This window comes from Novosphingobium sp. KCTC 2891 (assembly GCF_025938155.1).
In the GTDB taxonomy this organism is placed as follows: Bacteria; Pseudomonadota; Alphaproteobacteria; order Sphingomonadales; family Sphingomonadaceae; genus Novosphingobium.
In genome coordinates, this window is sequence record NZ_JAPCZG010000004.1 from 322246 (window position 1) to 342482 (window position 20237).

A 20237-nucleotide genomic window follows, 5' to 3' on the forward strand; every position below is an offset into this window, starting at 1 on the left:
CCGCCAGCGTGTGGCGCAAGATACGATCAGAGCTGCACAGGCAAAACCGACCAGTTGCCGATGCTCGCCCCGCCTGTCAGCGACGAGCGGTGCCACTGCACACGAATGCGGCCTTGCGCTGTCGCCGCCGGGATCGTGGCAACCACGACGCCCAGGTAGTTCTGGATGTCGATCTTGAAGGTCGTCCCCGCCGCGGCGAATTTCACCACCTCGAAGTACCGCCCGTCGAACAGGCTGCACCCGTCGCTCACGCCATTGTGCGGCGGCAGCTTCACCACCCGGTCCGCCGTCAGCGCCGCGCCCCCATAGACGATGGTCGGCGGCGAGCGGTAAGCGGCATCCGCTCCGGCCGACAGGTCGACGTTGGCATCGCCCGCCCGCGTGATCCGGAGCGGGTCGAGCCAGTCATCCACCGCCAGCACGGTTGCCCCCGCCGCCGCCGCCGTATCGGTGAGTGCGCGAACCGGAGCCGTGCCATAGGTCGAGAACGTGCCGCGAATGGTGCGGATGCGCGCTGGCTGGTCCAGCGTTCCCCCGTTGAACAGAAACCACTTCGCCCCGGCGCCCTGCGAATTGAACGCGAACGAGAACAGCCGCACGTCCAGCGCCGCGCCCGCCCCCGAAACGCGGAACATGTAGACCGTCGTGGCCGCCGCCTGAACCACGTTCGACCCTTCGAGATACATCGATCCATAGGAGATCAGCCGCGAGTTCGGCAGGTCGAACATATTGCCCGACACGGCCAGCGTCTGCCCCTCCATCGCCCAGTGGCGGACAAGATGCGTGCCCCCGCCGCCATCGTAGAGCATGAGGGCCGACGAGCCGTTGATTTCCACGAAATACTCGTTGGTGCTGGCGTTGCACCGGAACATGACCTCTCCTGCGGCGCCGCCATTGTAGTAGCCTTCGATCGTGTTCTTCGGCTGACCGATGGCCGCGCTCATCGTCATCACGCCGCCGACCGTCTGGACGTGGAAGTCGAACTTGTTGCCCCAGATGCTGATGTCCGTCGATGCGGAGTAGACCACCCAGTAGCAGTTGGTGATGCGCAGCCTCTCAAGATAGTTGCTGAAGAAGTCGTGGATGCCCGTTCCCGTCTTCCACCGGAACCGGAACGCGGCGGCGCCGGTGTTGCCGGTCTGCGCGGTGTTCCAGGTCATCTGAAAATCGCGCATCACGTTGCCGAACGCCATGTCGAAGGTGAAGTCGAACACGGCGACATTGGCGGTGAACTGCTTGATGATCGCCTTGTCGCGGCTTGACCCGATCACCCGCATCCCGATGATATTCGCCTGGTTCAGCGTGATGGCGGACGTGATCTTGTACGTGCCGTCCGGAAGGAACAGGTGGCCCACCGTGCCTGCGGCCGCCGCGCTGAACGCCGCCTGCAACGCCGCCGTGTCGTCGGTGATGCCGTCTCCCTTGGCGCCGAAATCCCTGACGCTGACGGTTTCCTGAAGCTTCCGACCGATCGTCGTCCCGCCATAAGTGCCGGTGCGGGCATAGGGAAGGTCGCCGTTGGCGATCGCGGTACGGGCCTTGCTCGCCAGGCCCCGGGCGATAATGTCGGCGCTCACTGGCCAAGCCTGTAGGCAAGCGTGCCCGAAGCGAGCGTGACGTCGAGGTAGAGCGCGGCGCTGGCCTCGCTTTCCTCCCATACCGGTTCGCAGCAATTCACGGTGAACTGCGCCCACGCGTCGCCGGCGATCGTGAGCGGCGTGCGGGTGGCTCCGCCATCGGTCGAGCGGGTAACCTTGACGGTTCCCGTCCACGTTCCGGACAGCGTCAGTACGGCCGGCCGGTCGAGCGCCGGCACAAACGGCCCGAACACACCGCTGAGCGCGGACGAACCGGCCAGCGAACCACCCGAAGCGGGCTTGACCTGAACGGGCAAAGGCGCGGTGTTGCTGACTTGCGCCGCGTTTCCGTCACCATCGGAAAAGGCGATGGCATTGACGGTCGCGTACCCGGCGGGCACGGCGATCGGAGAATTGGGCATGGGAACTCCTTTCGGTGTGGAGTTCCCATATTTAACCTATATGGTTATGTGTAGGAAAGCGATCATCGCGGTGTCTTGCCCGCAGCCCCGATGCGCCCGACGAAATTCGCAAGCAGGGCATCGCGGCCCCAGCGTTCCCGCGCACGCTCGCGTCCCGTCTCGCCAAGACGGGCAGCCTGCTGGGAATCGTCGAGCAGCCTGACGATCGCGCCGGCCAGTGCAGGGGCATCGCCGGGCTGCGTTACCAGTCCGGCACCTTCGACCTCGTCCGCAAGGCCGGTGCCGGGCGCTGCGGTCGCCACCACCGGACGGCCCGATCCCAGCATGTTGGCCAGCTTCGACGGCAGCACCAGATCCGCAGCGCCGGGAATCTGCGGCAGCAGGTGGATGGATGCGAGCGCCAGCATGTCTGCCACGCGCTCCGCCGGCTGAAGATCGTGCAACTGCACGTTGCCCAACCCTTGGGAAAGCTCGGCCAGCCGCGCCCGATTGGGCCCCTCGCCGCAAATCACGAAGACCAGATCGCTGCGGTGGGCCAGAAGCCGCGCCGCCTCGATGATGATCTCGATCCCCTGCTTGTTGGCGATGTTGCCCGAATAGAGCGCCACCTTGCGGTCACCCAGATTCCACGCGCGCCGATACTCGTCGCCGCTCGCATCGGCGCGGGCGAAAGCCATGTTGGCCCAGTTCCGGGCCTCGACGATTCGCGCCGGATCGACTCCCTTTTCGGTGAGTTTGGCGCACATCTGCGGACTGATTGTCGAAACCCGATCGGCGCTGCGCAGCAGGGCACGCTCCAGCGCCAGCGCCAGCCGGGGCAGCAGGCCGCGCTGCTGGACAAGGCCGGTGGCCATCGCCGCGTCCACTTCGAAGTCCTGCACATGGATCCAGAGCTTCGCGCCCGAAAGCCGTGCAGAAAGCCACCCGACCGGCACCGAAAGCAACGCGGGCGCCACCACCAGTACCACGCCGGGCCGCTTGCGCAGCGCGGCAGCGAGCGCCGGCAGCAGCGACGACGCGGCATAGCTTGCCAGATGCAGGATGCGCTTCAGCCCGCCCGGTTTCGCCGGAATGTAGTGCGGACAGCGGATCACCTCGACCCCGTCCTCGCGCGTGCGGCGCCATCCGCGCGCATAACCCGGCCAGCGCTTCCACTGCGGATAATAGGGCTGCCCCGCCACGAACGTGACAGCATGGCCCTCGTCCGCGAGCGCTTCGGCGAGACCGGCCGAGTAAGGCCCGATGCCAACGGGCTCCGGGGCGTAGTTGACGCCAATCAGCAGGATCGGCGCCTTGTTGGCGATCATGCTCGGATCAGGCCCTTTTCCAGGCCGTCCAGGAACCATTGGTAAGCGCCGACCACGCCTTCCTCGAGCGGGATCGAAGCGGTCCAGCCCAATTGGGCCAGCTTGCCGCTGTCCATCAGCTTGCGCGGCGTGCCATCGGGCTTGGTCGTGTCGCGCGTGATCGTGCCTTCAAGGCCCACGATGCGGCACACCATCTCGGCAAGATCGCCGATGGCGATATCCGTGCCGCTGCCGACGTTGACGTGGCTTTCACCCGAATAGGTCTTCAACAGGAACACGCAGGCATCGGCCAGGTCGTCCACGTGCAGGAATTCACGGCGCGGCGTGCCCGTGCCCCAGATCTCGATCGAGGACTTGCCCGCCAGCTTGGCCTCATGCGCCTTGCGGATCAGCGCGGGCAGAACGTGGCTGCCGGCGAGATCGAAATTGTCGCCCGGGCCGTAAAGGTTGGTCGGCATCGCGCTGATGTAGTCCAGGCCATATTCACGGCGATAGGCCTGGCACAGCTTGATGCCCGCGATCTTTGCGATCGCGTACCATTCGTTGGTGGGTTCGAGCGGGCCGGTCAGCAGCGAATCCTCAGCGATCGGCTGGGGTGCGAACTTGGGATAGATGCATGATGAGCCGAGGAACAGCAGGCGGCCAACGCCGCTCTGCCGTGCAGCCTCGATCACGTTCGCCTCGATCATCAGGTTGTCGTAGAGGAACTGCGCCGGATAAGTGTCGTTGGCGAGGATGCCCCCCACCTTCGCGGCGGCGAGGACCACCACGTCGGGCCGGTTTTCCTCGAACCAGCTCCGCACCGATTCCTGTTCGCGCAGGTCCGTGGAACGGTCCGAGGTGACGACGGTGCAGTTCTCCGTCGCCAGCCGGCGCACGATCGCAGAACCAACCATGCCGCGGTGACCCGCAACATAGACACGCTTTCCATCAAGGCTGTGGGGCAATTCAGTCATCGTGATTTTCCGGTCGAAAGAGGCCCGCGTGGGCCGAAGGGTTGCATTCCATCATGCCGCGACCTCCGCCAGCCGCGCGTGGCCTCGGCCAAGTCCGATCATCGGCTCGTTCAGGCGCCGGACGATCAGATTTTGCACGACCAGCGCGGCAGAGACCATGGCCACGATCAGGTTCGGCCGGCCGAGCAGGCCCAGAGCCGTTCCCCCTGCCGCCAGCAGCACAAGCCCGGTGGCGGTGGACAGGATCACCCCCCGCATATTTCCGGTCGCCTGCCCCAGATTGTAGGCCGGAGCGCACCATGCCGCGGTTGCATGACCGAACGAGAGCAGCGCCACGAATATCCAGAAAGACGGTTCGAACGAGCGGAACCACAGCACCGAGATGACCGGAGCCGCCAGAACCAGCCCGCCGAAGATCAGCGGTGTTCCGCGCAGCACATGGCGGCCCGTCACCCGGTAGAGCTTGCGCGCCTCTGGCGGGTCGGTGTGGATCAACCGCGCCATCGCCGGGATCATGCTGGTGGACGTGTTCGAGAACAGGTTGCGAGCAATCGAAACCCCGCGAAACGCGGACTCGTACAGCCCCTGCATATGCATTCCGCCGAAGTGGCTGACGAGCATCTTCGACAAAGGCTCGAACGCCGAATTGAGAATGTTTGCCAGTTGGAGCTTCATGCTGATGCCCAGCATCTCGCGCAGCGTGGTCCACCGGAATGCCAAGGGCAGGCGGAAGCCGCCCAGCGCACTGCACACCGCGATCCACGCCGCTACCGAACCCAAGCCGTACTGGATGAGCTGCGCCATGGCGAAGCCGACGAGGCCATACCGAGGCACCAGCCAGAACACGCAGCCCAACTGGATCAGGTTTCCCCCGACCATGATGGTCGAACGGACGAAGCCGCGATGCAGGCCGAACAGCGAACTGTTGATCACCATGCAGAGGTTCGTCGCGATGATCGCGGCCACCATCCATGGCAGCACCGGCCGCGCTGCGGCGAGATGCTCCGCGCCCACCACGAACGTCAGCCAGTGGGACACGACAAACGCGCTGATCAGCGAGAGGCCGGTAATCAGGATGAAATTGCTGATGATCGCAGTGTCGATATAGGCCGCGATACGGTCGCGATCCACACGGGCATCAAGCGGGGCGATGAACCGCGTGGACGCGCCGCCCAGGCCGAAATCGCCAAGCCGGCTCAGCCCGAGCCACGCAAACAGGGTCGACCAGATTCCCAGCAGGGCGATCCCGCCAAGATCGACCACGGTACGATAGCTGAAGAAGGTCAGCACCGTGCTGGAGCAGACCTCGATCAGGCTGAAAATGACGTTGCGGCGAATGTTCAACATCTATGCAACATCCAGCTTCCTGCGCGCGACCGACAATGTGAACGCCGCCCCGCAGGAGGCGGACGCCGGCGCAGGCCAAATGGCCGCGCCGATGGCAGACCATCGGCGCGGCGAGACATCAGGCCCATTCGGGCATCAGGCGTCCTTGGCGATCGGGGCGTTCCGCATCACTTCAAGGTCCGCCTGGACCATTTCACGCGCGAGATCGCGCGCCGACGTATCGTGGACCCAGCCGAGCTTTTCCTTGGCCTTGGTCGGATCGCCGAGCAGCAGTTCCACCTCGGTCGGACGGAAATAGCGGGCGTCGATCTCGATCAGGCACTTGCCGGTCTTGGTGCAGTAGCCCTTCTCGTCAATGCCTTCGCCCTTGAACTCAAGCGTGATGCCCACGTCCTCGAACGCCCAACGCACGAATTCGCGCACTTCAGTCGTCTCGCCGGTCGCCAGAACGAAGTCATCCGGCTCGTCCTGCTGCAGCATCATCCACATTCCGCGAACGTATTCGCGGGCGTGGCCCCAGTCGCGCTTGGCGTCGAGATTGCCCAGATAGAGCGTTTCCTGCCGACCGAGCGAGATCGCCGCTGCCGCGCGGGTGATCTTGCGCGTGACGAAGGTTTCACCGCGCAACGGGCTTTCATGGTTGAACAGGATGCCGTTCGACGCATGAATACCATAGGCTTCGCGGTAATTGACCACGATCCAGTAGCCGTAGAGCTTGGCGACGCCATAAGGCGAGCGCGGATAGAACGGCGTGGTTTCGCGCTGCGGCACTTCCTGGACGAGGCCGTAAAGCTCGGAAGTGGACGCCTGATAGAAGCGCGTCTTCTTCTCCAGCCCGAGAATGCGGATCGCTTCGAGCAGTCGCAGCGTTCCGATGGCATCCGCGTTGGCGGTATACTCCGGCGTCTCGAACGAAACCTGCACGTGGCTCTGCGCTGCCAGGTTGTAGATTTCGTCGGGCTGGGTCTGCTGGACGATCCGGATCAGATTCGTGGAATCGGTGAGATCGCCATAGTGCAGGTGGAACCGCTGGTGCTCCACGTGGGGATCTTCGTAGATGTCCTCGATACGGCCGGTATTGAACGACGACGACCGGCGCTTCACGCCGTGGACGACATAGCCCTTTTCCAGAAGGAGACGTGAAAGGTAAGCCCCGTCCTGTCCGGTCACGCCCGTAATCAGTGCAACTTTGCCGACGCCTTCGGTCATGATCTCGCCTTGGTTTTCAGAATTGTGCAGATGCGAAGGGTCTAGCCCCGATTTGGCGCGGTGCAAGTTCAAAATGGACAGATCCGCAGCATTCGGGTGCGGATGCAACTCCGGAACAATACTAAGAAATCGTTTACCGTGCGCCGGTCTACGGCCGCTTCGGTGGGTACGATCGATATTGCAATATCAATGCAACATTCTCTGCGCCTGGGTCACCCCTGCCCAGTATACAACCTCTCGCACCTGCACGAAAAATCGTTCGATGAAGCGGTCGATAACCGGGCTGAATCCCCACAACCTGTCAGCGCAGGCACAGGCGGCCGCTCCCAGAAGGCGGTGCAGTCCGGGTACGCGCGCCAGCGGTCGCAGTACCAGCCGTGCCCGCGCCCGCCCCGGCTGGTGCGCGCCGAAAACATCGTCTGCGCGATCGGGATGCTTGGCCGCGAACAGCACATCCGCCTCACCCGCCTGGAAATATTGTCGCAGGTTGAGCTGCGGCGTTACCACATAGCGCTGGAACGCGACTGCATCGGCGCAGAACCGCACCACGTGGCGCGCGAGCAGGCGCACCCCCATGTCCAGATCCTCGTTGCCGTAGCTGCCGTCCTGCGTGAATCGTGCGTCGAAGCCGCCCACAGCCTCGAACACGGCGCGCCTGATGGAGAGGTGCCCGCCCAGAAGGTCGCCGGTGTCGATCGGCCCGCCTAGCGCCAAGCGGTCACGGCGCTCGGCCGCCCACACGCCCACGCCGGCACTCAGGAAACCGGGCGGGGATTGCGGATCGAGCGGAATATCGCCCATCACCGCATCGGCGCCCGCGGCCAGCGCGCGTGCGTGCGCGACGAGAATGTCGGGCTGCACGATCATGTCATCGTCGAGGAACAGCAGGACATCGCCTCGCGCCTCCTGCGCGCCGCGATTCCGGGTGCGGGCCAGCCCGATGTTGTCATGACGGAGGACACGCGGCGCAACCGGCAGCGACAGCGCGGCGATCGCCTCCTGCGTGCCGTCGGTCGATCCATCGATCACCACGATGGTTTCGTGCCACCCAGGATATTCGATGGCGGCAAGCGCGCGCAGCGCATCGCAGACCAGGTCGCGCCGCTGGTATGTGGGCACGATCACCGAGAAGGACGGCCAGATCCCGGCGTCATCATCCCGGCCATCGGTCTCGACCGTCACCACCCGCCTCCTGCCATCGCCCCGTCACGCAGTTGCGAACACGCGCAGGCGCGATACAATGCGGGCCCGTCGCTGCCGATCCTGCGGCGAAGCGTTAGGTGATCCGAGGTTTCCCGTCGATGCAAAACCCGATGTCGCATCCCCGGGTCTCGGTGATCTGCACGTACCTCGATGCGGAGCGTTTCATCGCCGAATCGCTCGACAGCGTGTTCGCGCAGGACTTCGGCGATTTCGAGCTGATCCTGGTCGACGACGGATCGCGCGACGGCAGCGCCGCCATCGCGCGGGCCTATGCCGAACGGCAACCTGATCGCGTTCACCTGCTCGCGCACCCCGGCGGCGTCAATCGCGGGATCAGCGCATCGCGCAACCTTGGCCTGCGCCATGCGCGGGGGGAATACATCGCCTTCATCGACGCGGATGACGTGTGGCCGCCCGCGAAGCTGGGCGAGCAGGTGGCATTGCTCGACGCGCACCCGCAGGCGGCCATGGCCTGCGGCGTGGTGACGTATTGGGCGAGTTGGGATGGAGGGGTTGATGAGCTGGTTCGCACCGGCGGCACGGTGCCCACGGTGCTCCCACCCGGCGCGCCGGTCGCGCTGCTCTACCCCGTCGCCGACGGCGCCGCGCCCAGCCCCAGCGAAGTGCTGCTGCGGCGCTCGGCGGTGGAAGCGGTCGGCGGCATGGAAGACGCCTTTCGCGACATGTACGAGGATCAGGTCCTCTTCACCAAGCTGATGCTGCAGTTCGATACGTGCTTCTCTCACCGCGACTGGCTGCACTACCGTATTCACGACGACAGCTGCACGGCGGTCGCGCGGCGCAAGCGGCAGTATCTGCACCGGCGGCGCCAGTATTTTGAATGGCTGCAGGATCACCTGCGCCGCCATCCCGCTCAAGGAACCCCGCACGTGGCCCGCGCGGTGCGGCGCGAATTGCGCCTGCTCGACTGGCCGCTGCTGTGGAAGCTCAACTGGCGCTGTCAACGGTTGCGGAAGGCGCTGAAACGCCGGCTGCCGTCGGCTGGTTCTTCCTGACCAGCGCGCGCAGTTCGCGGGCCAGGCGGTCGCGCCACACGCCCCAGCGCAAATAGGTGGCCGGCTTGGGGAACGTAGTCTTCAGCCAGAAGCGGAAGCCCCCGTCCCACGACAGCAATTCGATGCGCGGCAGGTCATAGCGGGGGCTTGCCGGCACCGCGTGACAATCGGCCAACCCGAACCCGGCGGCATAGCCCGCCGCCTCCACCGCAGCGCAGGCCTTGGCATCGCGCTCGCCGAAGGGATAGCAGAAGAACCGGGGGCGGGGCAGGCCGTGGGCCACGAAATCGTCGCCGGCGCCGCGTGTCTCCTCGGCCAGCCGTGCCGCGTCGAGCGTGGGCATCCGGGGGTGGGAACGCGAGTGACAGCCCACTTCCACACCGTGGCGCGGCAGCTGCGCCACTTGCTGCCAATCCAGCAGTTGCCGGCGCTTTGCCCCGATCTTCTGGTCCCATTCGTTGGTGTGCGAGGCCATGCCCGTGATCGCGAAGGCCAGGGCCGGAATCCCGCGCGGCGCAAGGATGTCGCGCGCCACCTCGAGCAAGTCGGCGTAACAATCATCGAACGTCAGCAACACCGCGCGGCGCGGCAGCAGCACGCGGCCCTCCAGGCAATCGAGCAGGTCCTGCGGGGTGACGAACGCGAAGCCGCGCCGTTCCAGCGAGGCAAGGTGCGCCTCGAAGCGGGGCTGCGGGATGCTGTAGGGATAGAGCACCGGATCGTCCGAATGATCGGCGATCGCGTGGTAGCACAGGATCAGCGCCTTGCGCGCGGAAGGCATGCCGCCGCATTCGTTCACGCCAGCCCAATACCCCACCATGCGGATGCAGAAGAATATCCGGGCGAAGGTGCGGCTGGAGCGCCACGGCGAGCGCAGCAGCGCCTCCGCCGCCAGCGCGCCCATCATCGCGAGCAGGCGGTGCAGGCCAGGCACACGGGCCAGCGGACGCAGCACGAACCGCGTCACCGGATGCGAAGCATGACTGATCTCGAAAATTTCGGCGGCATGGGCGAGGTGTCGGCGTGCGAACCGCACGTCCGCGCGGCCCAGCTCGTAGCCGCGCCGCAGATATTCGCGCGGCTCCACCACATAGCGGTGCAGGCTGACGGCATCGGGATTGTGCCGCACCACGTAGCGCGCCAGCAGCTTGACCGCGATGTCGGCGTCTTCCTTGCCGTACTTGCCGCCGGCAGTGTAGCCCGCGTCGAACCCGCCAAGCTCGTCGAACACCGAACGCCGCATCGATATCTGGCCACCGAATACGTTGAACGGCGAAAGCACTTCGCGGCTGCGCGCTTCTACCGCCGACTTCTCCGCCCAGGCGGCGATGCCCTCCGTCAGGAATCCGCGCGGCGAATTGGCCTCCAGCGGGATTTCGCCGACCACGGCATCGGCCCCTTCGGCATAGCTGCGCGCGTGCTGGGCAACGATGTCGGGACGGCAGATCATGTCGTCATCAAGGAAAAACAGGATCTCCCCCGAAGCCGCCGCCGCGCCCGTATTGCGCGCATGGGCCAGGCCGCCGTTGGGCTGGACGATGATCGTGCAGGGAAAGGGCAGCGCAATGCCCTCCAGCGCCTCGGCCGTGCCGTCGGTCGATCCATCGACCACGACGACGAGTTCGAGCGCTCCGTCGTAGACGATCCGGCCGATCGCCTCCACCGCCTCGCACACGAGGTCACGCCGCTGGTAGGTGGGAACGATGATCGAGAACGCGGGCGAAGCGCAGGTGGACCCGGTCATGCGGGGCCTCCTGCCATCGCGGCAAGGTAGCTTGTCTCGCGCAGTGGCCCCGCCTCCACGACCCGGCCTTCGTCGAGCACGATGGCGGCCGTGCAAGCCTCCAGCGTACTGGCGCGATGACTGATGACCAGTGCGGTGCGGAAAAAGCGCCGCTCGTGCAAAAGGGCCATGACTTCCTTTTCGGTCAGTGCATCAACCGCGTTGGTTGCCTCGTCGAGGATGAGGAGATCGGGGCGCTTGAGCAGCGCCCGGGCCAGCGCGATACGCTGTCGCTGCCCGCCGGAAAGATTGCTGCCGGTATCGCCCACCCAGGCATCCAGCCCTTGGGGCAGCGCCGCGATGAAGCCGGCCGCACCGGCCGCTGCGGCCGCGCCCAGAATATCGGCGTCATTCGCCCCGGGGCAGCCATAAGCGATATTGTCGCGCACGGTGCCGCCGAACAGTCCCACGTCCTGTCCGGCCACCGCCACGAGGCCCCGCCATTCCTTCATCCGCAGCTGATCCAGGGGCGTGTCGCCGAATCGCACCTCGCCCGAAAGCGGCGGGACGAGGCCGCAAAGCAGATTGATCACGGTCGATTTGCCCGCTCCCGATTTTCCGATCAGCGCGGTAACGCTGCCCGGCGCTATCGCGAAGGAAACGTCATCAAGCGCCAGCGTACCGTCGGGATAGGCGAACCGCACCCGGTCGAACACGACAGGGAGATCGATCGCCCCCACTGGCCGGGCGTCGGCGAGCGTCTCCGGGGGCAGCGGCTGGCCCAGCAGCCATTCCGCATCGCCGATCGGGCCCGCTTGCGATGCGAGCACCGACCGGGCGTGGCTGATCTGCCCCACCTGCGGCTGCGCCCGCAGGATCAGCAGCAGGAACGCCGTTACCTGCGCCATCGATGTGCCGAGCGCGTAGGCAGTGAACAGGATCGCTATGAAGACGCAGGCGATCAGGAAGTCGAAGCTGGGCGCGACCAGTCCCGCCACCGCGTTGAGTGAACGATACCCCCGGAACGTCGCGCGGGTTTCCGCCTGGAAACGGTCCTGCTCGCGCGCTTCCTGGCCGAACAATCGGATGACGCGCGCACCATCGACGATTTCGCGCGAGCGCCGCAGCAGTTCCTCGCTTGTCGCTGTTGCCAGAATACTTTGGCGGCGCTGCATACGGTCCATCAGCGCCAGAACGCCCGCGATCACCAATGCGCCCGCCGATGCCACCAGCGACAGGCGCCAGTCCAGCCACAGCAGGATCGCCGCGAAAACCATTGCGCTGGCCCCCGCCTGCACGATCTGCAGGGCGGCCCGAACCGCCTCGAACACCCACCAGCTTGACCGGGCCAGCGCGTTGAAAGCGCGCCCCCCCTGCCCATTGAGGAAGAACGCGAAGTCCAGCCCGATCGTGCGCCGTGCCATCGCATCCAGAATGTCGCGGCTGATCGCCGCATGGAGCCGTGCGACCAACAAGTTGTTCGCGGCGTGGACAAGGCTCTTGAGACCGATCAGCGCCATGACCGTGGCGATCAAGGCATAGGCGCGTTGCGGCGTTGGCAAGGCGTGGGCGACACGCGCGATTTCCACCACCGGCGCAGGAAGGCTGGCGGGGACGGTTTCCGCCATCATCAGCGCGATCAGCGGGATCAGTGCCCCTACGCCCACGCTCTCCAACACGGCAGCGACAAGGCCAAGCAGCGACACGACAGGAAAATAGCGCCAGTACGGCCGCAGGATCGGCGCCAGCCGTGCCGACCCGAACAGCACCCCCGACGGCAGTGGCCCCTGTTCGCCATCCGACGTTCCGCTCAGATGAATACCACCAGCCAAACCAAATCCTACCTAACTTTAATTAGTTAAGATGCATTCCTATGGATAAGCAAAAATAGTCCATAAGATTAGGAGGCCCCTTTCCCGACATAGAGCGGAACCGGCCCCGATCTGCAAAGAACCCATCCAAATTAATCCCGTAGGAATACACTGTCGCATATTTCACGTTGTTTTCGCAATTGCGAAGGCTCCACCTTGTCGATAACGACAGGCGCCAATGAAGCGATGTTCCAGGGGCCATATTGGATGAGGTCTGTTGATGCCTCCGGGCTGGCGGATGTTGCAGTCGTCATCGCAAGCTACAATCACGCGCACTTCCTGGGCGATGCCCTGAAGAGCGTGCTGGCGCAGACCGTGCCGGCGCAGGATATCGTCGTGATCGACGATGGCTCACTGGACGATCCCGCTGCCGTGGTTGCCCAGCACCCGCCGGCCCGGATCATCCGCACCGCAAACCAGGGCCTGCCCGCAGCGCGCAACAACGGCCTGGCCGCGATCAACACGCACTATGTCATCTTCCTCGATGCGGATGACGTGCTGCTGCCCGGCGCCATCGCCGACGGGCTTGCCTGCATGAAAGCCAACCCTGGCGCCGCTTTCGTCTGCGGCGCATTCCGGCTGGCCGATGGCGACCTCAAGCCGCGCGGCGGCCCGGTCCTGCCGCGCCTCGGCCCGCTCGGCCATACGGCGTTGCTGCGCGGCAATCACATCGGCATGCCCGCCAGCGTATTCTACGACCGGGCAAAGCTGGTCGAATGCGGCGGCTTCGATCCTACGCTGCGCCGCTGCGAGGATTACGAGCTTTACCTGCGGATGACCCAGCGCCACCGCATCGCCAGCCACGCCAACGTCGTCGCCCACTATCGCCTGCACGGCTCCAACATGTCGCTCGATGCGGTGGAAATGCTGGCCTGGAACCGCGCAATTCTCGAACGGTATCGGCCGGACGAAACCGACGCCGCGGCCCTGCAGGCATGGAAGGAAGGGATGCACGGCCAGACGGCGGCATTCGCCAACATCGTCTGGACCGATCGTGGTGCGCGCGCGTGGCCGAAATGGAACCAGCGGAGAAGAATGATGGCGCTAGCGCCCTGGACAACGACCAAAGCGGCCCTGCGCCAGATCCTAGTCCGCGGCTTGCCCGGTCCATTGGCCGAAGTGCTGCGGGGCATCCGCCGCCGCGCGCTGATCGCGGGCGCAGGCAAGATCGATTTCGGCGATCTTGCGCGGATCACGCCGGTCAGCGAAGGCTACGGCTTTCGCCGCGGCACCCCGGTAGACCGGTTCTACATCGAAAGCTTTCTTGAACGCCACGCGGGCGAGATTCGCGGTCACGTTCTGGAAATCGCCGACGACAAGTACAGCCGCCGCTTCGGCAAGGACATCGTGCGGCAGGATGTGCTCAGCGTGAAGGACGTGCCCGGCGCGACGATCGTCGGCGACCTGACGTCGGAAGGCCTGCTGCCGCCCGCCAGCTTCGATTGCGTGATCCTCACCCAGACGCTGCAATACCTGTTCGATCCCCGCGCCGCCGTGCGCAACCTGCACGCGGCGATGCGGCCTGGCGGCGTGGTGCTGGCAACAGTGCCCGGCATCACTCCGGTCGTGAACAACGATTGGGAATGGTACTGGCCGTTCACCGCCCGCGCAGCCCGGCGCCTGTTCGAGGAAACCTTCGGCGAGGGCAACGTCGAGCTTGAAGTGAACGGCAACGCCTTTGCCGCCACCTGCTTCATCCAGGGTATCGCGCAGGAAGACGTCGGCGTGCAGTGGCTGGAGCCGCGCGACCCATCGTTCCCGGTCAACATCGCCATCCGCGCGCGCCGCTCCGCCTGAGCCGAGCGGAACGGGGGACCGGGCCGCTTACGGCTTGGACGTGCCCGACTTGGGAACGCTGAACGACCCGCTGACGCGCCCGCCGCCCGTGCCGGCACCGGAAGCGCCGCCACTGTGTCCGTCGACGCTGGAAATGCCGGTGTTGAGATCGATCACCAGCCGCCCGCCGTTGAGCGTGTCGGTGCCGCGGCGCAGCGCCACGTTGCCGACCATGGTGATGATCTTGCGGTTGAAGTCATAGACAGCGACATCGCCGCTGGCGCGTTCGTCGTTGCGCGTGACGACCACGCCGCCGGTCGCATCGATCCGCTGGATCTTGAGATCGCCCGTATCGGTATAGGCCACCGTCGTGCGCGCGGCGCGCATCCGCAGGGCTTCCTGCGTGATATCGACGTTGCCGGACAGCACGACGCGCTTCTGCTTGTCCTGCAGTTCGATGCGGTCGGCCGCATAGTTCACCGGCGCATTGCTGTTGTGTGAGGCGATGGCCTGCGCCGCAAGATGCTGCGCACCGGCGATCAGCGCGGCGGAAACGGCGAAGCCGATAGCGGCGCGGCGCAGCGGACGGGCCTGGCGAATGGTCTGGATCATCGTCCTCATGGCATCTTCAGCTTGCCGGGCTCCATGCGCAGGCGCGCGTGCCCTTCCAGCGTGATCGTTCGCTCTTCAAGGTCAGCGCTTATCCTGTCGGCAATGAATGTGCCAGCCGGAATCCGGCCTTCCACCCTGCTACGGCTGACCATGCGCTTGGCGGAAATGTCGATATCGGCGCCCTCGGTGGTCATGCGGTAGCCATCGGACGTCTGGAAATTGACCGGCCCGTCGACCGCGATGGTCTGCTTGCCGAAATCATAGCCGCCCGCATCGGCGGTCAGGATCGCAGGGCCGGAATTGAGCATGACCCGCGCGGTCACGTCCTTCATCTGCACCACCGCCTCGCGCTCGGAATGCTGGACCGCGCTGCCGGCCGTGATCGAGAAGTTGCGTCCCCGGTCGTCCTGCCCGCGATACATCGCGCTGACCACGCGGAGCCGGTCCTGCACCATTGCCACCTTGTTCCGGTCGAGCAGGAAGCTGATTTCCCCGCGCGGAGACAGCGGCACCAGGATCATCACCGCGAGCAGTGCGCCGATCAGCACCGGCAAACCGCGCGCTGCGAACCGCACCAGCCGGTCGTGCGAGCCGCCGGGCGCGGCCAGCAACTGGCGGCGCGTACGCATGCGGTCGGCCTGAACGGTCATCGGCGCAGCCCTTCCGCGATCACTCGTGGCTGAAGATGTCGCGATCGGCCCAGCCGGCGATGTCGAGCAGCGCGCGCGTCGGCAGGAAATCGCAGCAGGCCTGCGCCACTTCGGTGCGGCCTTCGCGCGCCAGCCGCTCGACCAGGATCGTGTGCATGGCGTGGAGGTGGCGCACGTCGGACGCGGCATATTCCTGCTGCGCGTCGGTCAGCACGGGCGCGCCCCAGTCGCTCGACTGCTGCTGCTTGGAAATCTCCTTGCCCAGCAGTTCGCGCACCAGGTCCTTCAGCCCATGGCGGTCGGTATAGGTGCGCACCAGCTTCGAGGCGATCTTGGTGCAGAACACCGGGGCCGCCATCACGCCAAGGTAGTGGTGGATCGCCGCGAGATCGAACCGGGCGAAGTGGTACAGCTTGATCCGCGTCGGATCGGCCAGCACCGCTTTCAGGTTCGGCGCGTCATAGCGGCTTCCCACGGCGAAGCGGACGAGATGCTCGTCGCCGCGCCCGTCGGAAATTTGCACCACGCAGAGCCTGTCGCGCGTGGTGATCAGCCCCATTGTCTCGGTATCGACAGCAACGATGCCGGGTGCAAGGCAATCGGCGGGAAGGTCTTCTTCGTGGAGGTAAACGGCCATGGCTAGCGCTTAGGCGCTCCGGGCGGCGGCGGCAAGCCCGGCGGGCCGCCAGCCGCTCCCTATCGGCGCCGTCCGGTTCAGGGTCGGCCGACGCTGCTATAGGCGAAGCCCGCACCTCGCACTTCGGCGGGATCATAGACATTGCGCAGATCGACCAGCACCTTCTGCCGGGCAAGCTGGCCCACCCGGTCCAGATCGATCGCGCGGAACGCGTCCCATTCCGTCACCAGCACCACGGCATCCGCGCCGGTCACCGCTTCATAGGTGCTGCCCGCCATCGTCACCTGGGGCATCATCGGCGCCGCGACCTCCATGCCCTCCGGATCATAGGCAACCACCTCGGCGCCAGCATCGAGCAGCGCCTGCACGATGGCGATCGAGGGCGCATCGCGCATGTCGTCGGTGTTCGGCTTGAACGTCAGGCCCAGCAGCGCGACCTTCTTGTCGCGCGCTTCGCCGCCCAGCGCCTCGATCACCTTGCGGCCCATCGCGCGCTTGCGGGCATCGTTCACGTGAACCACCGCCTCTACGATGCGAACGGGGCTGTTGTAGTCCTCCGCCGTCTTGAGCAGCGCCAGCGTGTCCTTGGGGAAGCACGATCCGCCATAGCCCGGACCGGCGTGGAGGAACTTGGAGCCGATTCGTCCGTCCAGGCCAATGCCTCGGGCGACGTCCTGCACGTCCCCGCCCACCTTCTCGCACAGGTCCGCCATCTCGTTGATGAAGGTGATCTTGGTCGCGAGGAACGCGTTGGCAGCGTACTTGATCAACTCGGAACTGCGGCGGCTGGTGAACAGGATCGGCGCCTTGTTCAGGAACAGCGGGCGATAGACCTCGTTCATCACGCCGCGCGCCCAGTCGTCTTCGGCGCCGATGACGATGCGGTCCGGCCGCTTGAAATCGCTGATCGCGGCGCCTTCGCGCAGGAATTCGGGATTCGAGACCACCGCGAACCTGGTCTTGGTGCCCGATTCGCGAATGATCCGCTCGACCTCGTCGCCGGTGCCGACCGGCACGGTCGACTTGGTGACGACAACCGCCGGCGTGGTCAGGTTGTCGGCCACTTCCTGCGCCACCGCATAGACATAGCTCAGATCGGCATGGCCATCGCCGCGCCGCGAAGGTGTGCCCACGGCAATGAAGATCGCCTGGGCGCCTTCCATGGCAGAGGCAAGGTCGGTGGAGAACGAGAGTCGCCCGCCCTTGACGTTCGAGGCGACCAGTTCGGCAAGGCCCGGCTCGAAGATCGGCATCACGCCCTCGCGGAGACGCTCGATCTTGCTGGCATCCTTGTCGATGCACACCACGTCATGGCCGAAATCCGCAAAACACGCTCCGGAAACGAGGCCAACATACCCCGATCCCACCATCGCGATCTTCATTCGCACTTCCTCGGCTGGATGCCGCGCGGCCGCGGCCGCACGGAAAGTCTTTTCGCGGCAGCAGCACTAGGGATTGTTCCGAAACCCGGCAACCCCGGCACTTGGCTCCCAGCCTCTTGCCCCGCCGGTATGGGCCGCGCTACCCCGGCGCGATGACGACAACCGCGCTTCCAGAAAGTTGGCAGCCGAGCCTTGGCCCGGTGCTCGAAACCCGCCCCCTGCGCGCGCTTGGCGGCTTCCTGCGCGCCGAGGAGACGGCCGGCAAGCTGGTCTATCCGCCGCAGGGCCAGCGGTTGCGCGCGCTTGAACTCACCCCGCTGGACCAAGTGAAAGTCGTGATTCTGGGGCAGGATCCCTATCACGGACCTGGCCAGGCGCACGGCCTCGCCTTCTCGGTACAGGATGGGGTCAAAGTGCCGCCCAGCTTGCTCAACATCTACAAGGAACTGGAAACCGATCTTGGCCTGCCGCGCCCCGCGCACGGCAATCTGGAGCCATGGGCGCGGCAGGGCGTGCTGCTGCTGAACAACGCGCTGACGGTCGAGGCGGGCCAGGCCGGATCGCACCAGACCCGAGGGTGGGAGCCGTTTACCGATGCCGCCGTCGCTGCGGTCGCCAGGCGGGACGTGCCCAGTGTGTTCCTGCTGTGGGGCAACCACGCGCAGAAAAAGGCAGCGCGCGTTCCCGAACTGGCGAACGGCCCGCACCTCGTGCTGCGCGCTCCGCACCCCAGCCCGCTGTCCGCCCATTCGGGCTGGTTCGGCAGCCGTCATTTCAGCCAGGCGAACGACTTTCTGGAACGCCACGGGCGCGGCGCCATCGACTGGCGCCTTTGATGCCCTTTCCGCTTGCCCCCGCCGATATCGCCGCCGCGATAGTCGCCGTGAACTTCACCGCTTTCGCCGCCTTCGGAATCGACAAGTGGAAGGCCGAAACCGGGCGCTGGCGCATAGCCGAATCGACGCTGTTGCTGCTCGCCTTCATCGGCGGGTCGGTCGGTGCCTATCTTGGCCGGCACCTGTTTCGGCACAAGACGCGCAAGCAGCCCTTCTCCAGCACGCTTCACAGCATCGCCGTGGTGCAGATTCTCGCGTTGGGTGCCGCAGCAGGCTGGACGCTGGCCGGCTAGCCTGCCGCTTCGCCTAGCTGCCTGCCCATCCCAGCAGCCTGGCCAGCAGCATCACGGCCATCATCGTGACCGCAGCATAGACCCACGCCCACATCCACGGGTGGGGAATACGCGCAAGGTCCGGCCGTCCGGCGGGGAAACGCACGATCACGGCTGCGCCCTCGGGTGGAAGCGGCTGACGGCGAAGGCGCTGGTCAGTCACTTCGTGGACCTGCTCATCCGCCTGGAACCGCAGGCGCGCGGCATAAGTCCGCTCGCCGTCGTCCCAGTTCGCGACGTGGCCCACGACCACCGCCCGCGCCTCGCGCGCGGGGGCGATCAGCCGGCGCACATCATGGCGCAGCAGAGCCCATAGGCTGAACAGGCACAGGGCAAGCCCGGCAAGGAGAATGGATCGCTCCACGTGCTCGAACCTGCCAGACGCAGGTTAACCGCGCACTACAATACGCCGCGGGCGATCAGTTCGTTTCGCGCGCCAGACGGTCGGCAAGTTCGGCGATCTCGGCCGGATCGAGAATCCATGTCCGCGTCTTGCGGCCCGGCCGATGCACCGGCACGGTCAGCAACACGCGGGCATGATCGCGCGCGTGCGGCTTGTAGAGAGCAAAATGCATCGCACAGTCGCGGATCGTGCCGATGATTGGCGCCCGACCTTCCAGATCGATCATCGTGGCAGGCTGGTCCCAGGGAATGGTTTCGGTCGACATGGCCCCCTCTTTCTCCCCTCGGCGCGAACGATCAAGCCCCTTTGCGCGCGGTGAGCGACGCGGCCGACGGATCGGCGGCGGGTATCAGCATTTTTCCCTGCATTACGCCGATCAGCGCTCCCACCACTCCGGCCCATGCCGCTTCCGGCGAAACGAGAGATCCCAGCAGCATCGCGCCCGGCAGCCCGGCCAGCGCACCGACAATGCCGCCCGCCGCGGTCCGGCCCGCCCAATCCGCGCCCCTCAACGGGCCTGCCGCGAGCAGCCCCTGCACCACCGTGAGCAGCAGGATGCCCGGCCCCATCGACCATGCGGCAACAGACGGCGCCAGGATCAGCACCTCGGCATCGGTCCACCAGAGCGGCAGGATCATGGCGGCGACCGCGATGGCGGTCAGCGGCATCCACAGGGCTATTCGCATCGCGGCCATGCCGCCCGGGCGCCACCATGCCAACAGCGCGGTCTGGGCCGCGGCGAAACCTGTGCCGACAATGCCGGCCAGGCCCGCCATTTCCCAACGGAACACCCCGGTCGGGCTCTGCGCGAAGCGCACTTGCGGGAAAAGGTGGACGCCGATCCACGCCGCACAGGCCGCACCCGCGCCGGTGGCCGCAGCCCAGGCTATCCGCCGCGTGCGATTGGCTACAGTCGCTCCGCGCTCTCCGGTTTCAACGCTGCTATCCATGGCCGCCACCATCCTTGCCCGGTGCGAT

General features: G+C 65.9%; 20 protein-coding genes. 4 read left to right on the forward strand and 16 right to left on the reverse strand.

Features of this window, described 5'->3' with window-relative positions; translation table 11 throughout:
• Positions 1–26: 26 nt before the first annotated feature.
• From OLX02_RS10560 to OLX02_RS10590, 7 genes are all read right to left on the reverse strand, one after another.
• Positions 27–1577: a glycoside hydrolase family 55 protein gene (locus OLX02_RS10560; protein ID WP_264422630.1), complete on the reverse strand. Its 1551-nt coding sequence runs from the start codon at positions 1575–1577 to the stop codon at positions 27–29.
• Complete coding sequence (locus OLX02_RS10565) at positions 1574–1999, reverse strand: hypothetical protein (RefSeq protein WP_264422632.1); 426 nt, start codon at positions 1997–1999, stop codon at positions 1574–1576. Before OLX02_RS10565 ends, OLX02_RS10560 begins: the two co-directional genes overlap by 4 nt.
• A gap of 62 nt (positions 2000–2061) precedes the next feature.
• Positions 2062–3306: a WcaI family glycosyltransferase gene (locus OLX02_RS10570; protein WP_264422634.1), complete on the reverse strand. Its 1245-nt coding sequence runs from the start codon at positions 3304–3306 to the stop codon at positions 2062–2064.
• The gene (gene fcl / locus OLX02_RS10575) at positions 3303–4262 is read right to left on the reverse strand and encodes a GDP-L-fucose synthase (RefSeq protein WP_264422636.1); all 960 of its coding nucleotides are present in this window, start codon (positions 4260–4262) and stop codon (positions 3303–3305) included. The genes OLX02_RS10570 and fcl overlap by 4 nt, the downstream gene beginning before the upstream one ends.
• Positions 4263–4313: 51 nt before the next feature.
• Positions 4314–5609 carry an oligosaccharide flippase family protein gene (locus tag OLX02_RS10580; protein WP_264422638.1) on the reverse strand — a complete coding sequence of 432 codons (1296 nt, stop codon included), beginning with the start codon at positions 5607–5609 and terminating at the stop codon, positions 4314–4316.
• A 135-nt stretch (positions 5610–5744) separates the two neighbouring features.
• Positions 5745–6818: a GDP-mannose 4,6-dehydratase gene (gmd, locus tag OLX02_RS10585; RefSeq protein ID WP_264422640.1), complete on the reverse strand. Its 1074-nt coding sequence runs from the start codon at positions 6816–6818 to the stop codon at positions 5745–5747.
• 186 nt (positions 6819–7004) lie between these two features.
• Positions 7005–8000, reverse strand: coding sequence for a glycosyltransferase family 2 protein (locus OLX02_RS10590; protein ID WP_264422642.1), 996 nt, complete (start codon positions 7998–8000; stop codon positions 7005–7007).
• Between the two features lie 131 nt (positions 8001–8131).
• Here OLX02_RS10590 and OLX02_RS10595 point away from each other — a divergent pair, with 131 nt between their 5' ends.
• Positions 8132–9037, forward strand: coding sequence for a glycosyltransferase family 2 protein (locus tag OLX02_RS10595; RefSeq protein ID WP_264422644.1), 906 nt, complete (start codon positions 8132–8134; stop codon positions 9035–9037).
• On the opposite strand, the gene OLX02_RS10600 is transcribed toward OLX02_RS10595, so the two are convergent.
• Both OLX02_RS10600 and OLX02_RS10605 read right to left on the reverse strand, forming a co-directional pair.
• Entirely contained in the window at positions 8970–10781 is a 1812-nt protein-coding gene (locus OLX02_RS10600) for a glycosyltransferase (protein ID WP_264422646.1), read from the reverse strand. The genes OLX02_RS10595 and OLX02_RS10600 overlap by 68 nt on opposite strands.
• Positions 10778–12592 (reverse strand): ABC transporter ATP-binding protein, encoded by a 1815-nt coding sequence (locus OLX02_RS10605; RefSeq protein WP_264422648.1) that lies wholly within the window; start codon positions 12590–12592, stop codon positions 10778–10780. The genes OLX02_RS10600 and OLX02_RS10605 overlap by 4 nt, the downstream gene beginning before the upstream one ends.
• Before the next feature lie 246 nt (positions 12593–12838).
• Between OLX02_RS10605 and OLX02_RS10610 the strand changes: the two genes are divergently transcribed.
• Complete coding sequence (locus OLX02_RS10610) at positions 12839–14428, forward strand: bifunctional glycosyltransferase/class I SAM-dependent methyltransferase (RefSeq protein ID WP_264422650.1); 1590 nt, start codon at positions 12839–12841, stop codon at positions 14426–14428.
• Between the two features lie 27 nt (positions 14429–14455).
• On the opposite strand, the gene OLX02_RS10615 is transcribed toward OLX02_RS10610, so the two are convergent.
• The 4 genes from OLX02_RS10615 to OLX02_RS10630 all read right to left on the reverse strand — a co-directional run bounded on the left by OLX02_RS10615 (position 14456) and on the right by OLX02_RS10630 (position 17688).
• The gene (locus OLX02_RS10615) at positions 14456–15019 is read right to left on the reverse strand and encodes an LptA/OstA family protein (RefSeq protein ID WP_264422652.1); all 564 of its coding nucleotides are present in this window, start codon (positions 15017–15019) and stop codon (positions 14456–14458) included.
• 5 nt (positions 15020–15024) lie between these two features.
• The gene (gene lptC / locus OLX02_RS10620) at positions 15025–15669 is read right to left on the reverse strand and encodes an LPS export ABC transporter periplasmic protein LptC (RefSeq protein WP_264422653.1); all 645 of its coding nucleotides are present in this window, start codon (positions 15667–15669) and stop codon (positions 15025–15027) included.
• 19 nt (positions 15670–15688) lie between these two features.
• The gene (locus OLX02_RS10625) at positions 15689–16306 is read right to left on the reverse strand and encodes a ribonuclease D (RefSeq protein ID WP_264422655.1); all 618 of its coding nucleotides are present in this window, start codon (positions 16304–16306) and stop codon (positions 15689–15691) included.
• Positions 16307–16383: 77 nt separating this feature from the next.
• The gene (locus OLX02_RS10630; protein WP_264422657.1) at positions 16384–17688 is read right to left on the reverse strand and encodes a UDP-glucose dehydrogenase family protein; all 1305 of its coding nucleotides are present in this window, start codon (positions 17686–17688) and stop codon (positions 16384–16386) included.
• A gap of 152 nt (positions 17689–17840) precedes the next feature.
• Here OLX02_RS10630 and ung point away from each other — a divergent pair, with 152 nt between their 5' ends.
• Together ung and OLX02_RS10640 are read left to right on the forward strand one after the other, a co-directional pair.
• Positions 17841–18524: a uracil-DNA glycosylase gene (gene ung, locus OLX02_RS10635; RefSeq protein ID WP_264422767.1), complete on the forward strand. Its 684-nt coding sequence runs from the start codon at positions 17841–17843 to the stop codon at positions 18522–18524.
• Positions 18524–18817 carry a DUF1294 domain-containing protein gene (locus tag OLX02_RS10640; protein ID WP_264422658.1) on the forward strand — a complete coding sequence of 98 codons (294 nt, stop codon included), beginning with the start codon at positions 18524–18526 and terminating at the stop codon, positions 18815–18817. Before ung ends, OLX02_RS10640 begins: the two co-directional genes overlap by 1 nt.
• Positions 18818–18830: 13 nt before the next feature.
• On the opposite strand, the gene OLX02_RS10645 is transcribed toward OLX02_RS10640, so the two are convergent.
• The 3 genes from OLX02_RS10645 to OLX02_RS10655 are packed head-to-tail and all read right to left on the reverse strand — an operon-like array spanning position 18831 to position 20209.
• Positions 18831–19220: a DUF3592 domain-containing protein gene (locus OLX02_RS10645; protein WP_264422659.1), complete on the reverse strand. Its 390-nt coding sequence runs from the start codon at positions 19218–19220 to the stop codon at positions 18831–18833.
• A gap of 55 nt (positions 19221–19275) precedes the next feature.
• Positions 19276–19524 (reverse strand): hypothetical protein, encoded by a 249-nt coding sequence (locus tag OLX02_RS10650; RefSeq protein ID WP_264422660.1) that lies wholly within the window; start codon positions 19522–19524, stop codon positions 19276–19278.
• 31 nt (positions 19525–19555) lie between these two features.
• Complete coding sequence (locus tag OLX02_RS10655) at positions 19556–20209, reverse strand: hypothetical protein (RefSeq protein WP_264422661.1); 654 nt, start codon at positions 20207–20209, stop codon at positions 19556–19558.
• Positions 20210–20237: the final 28 nt, after the last annotated feature.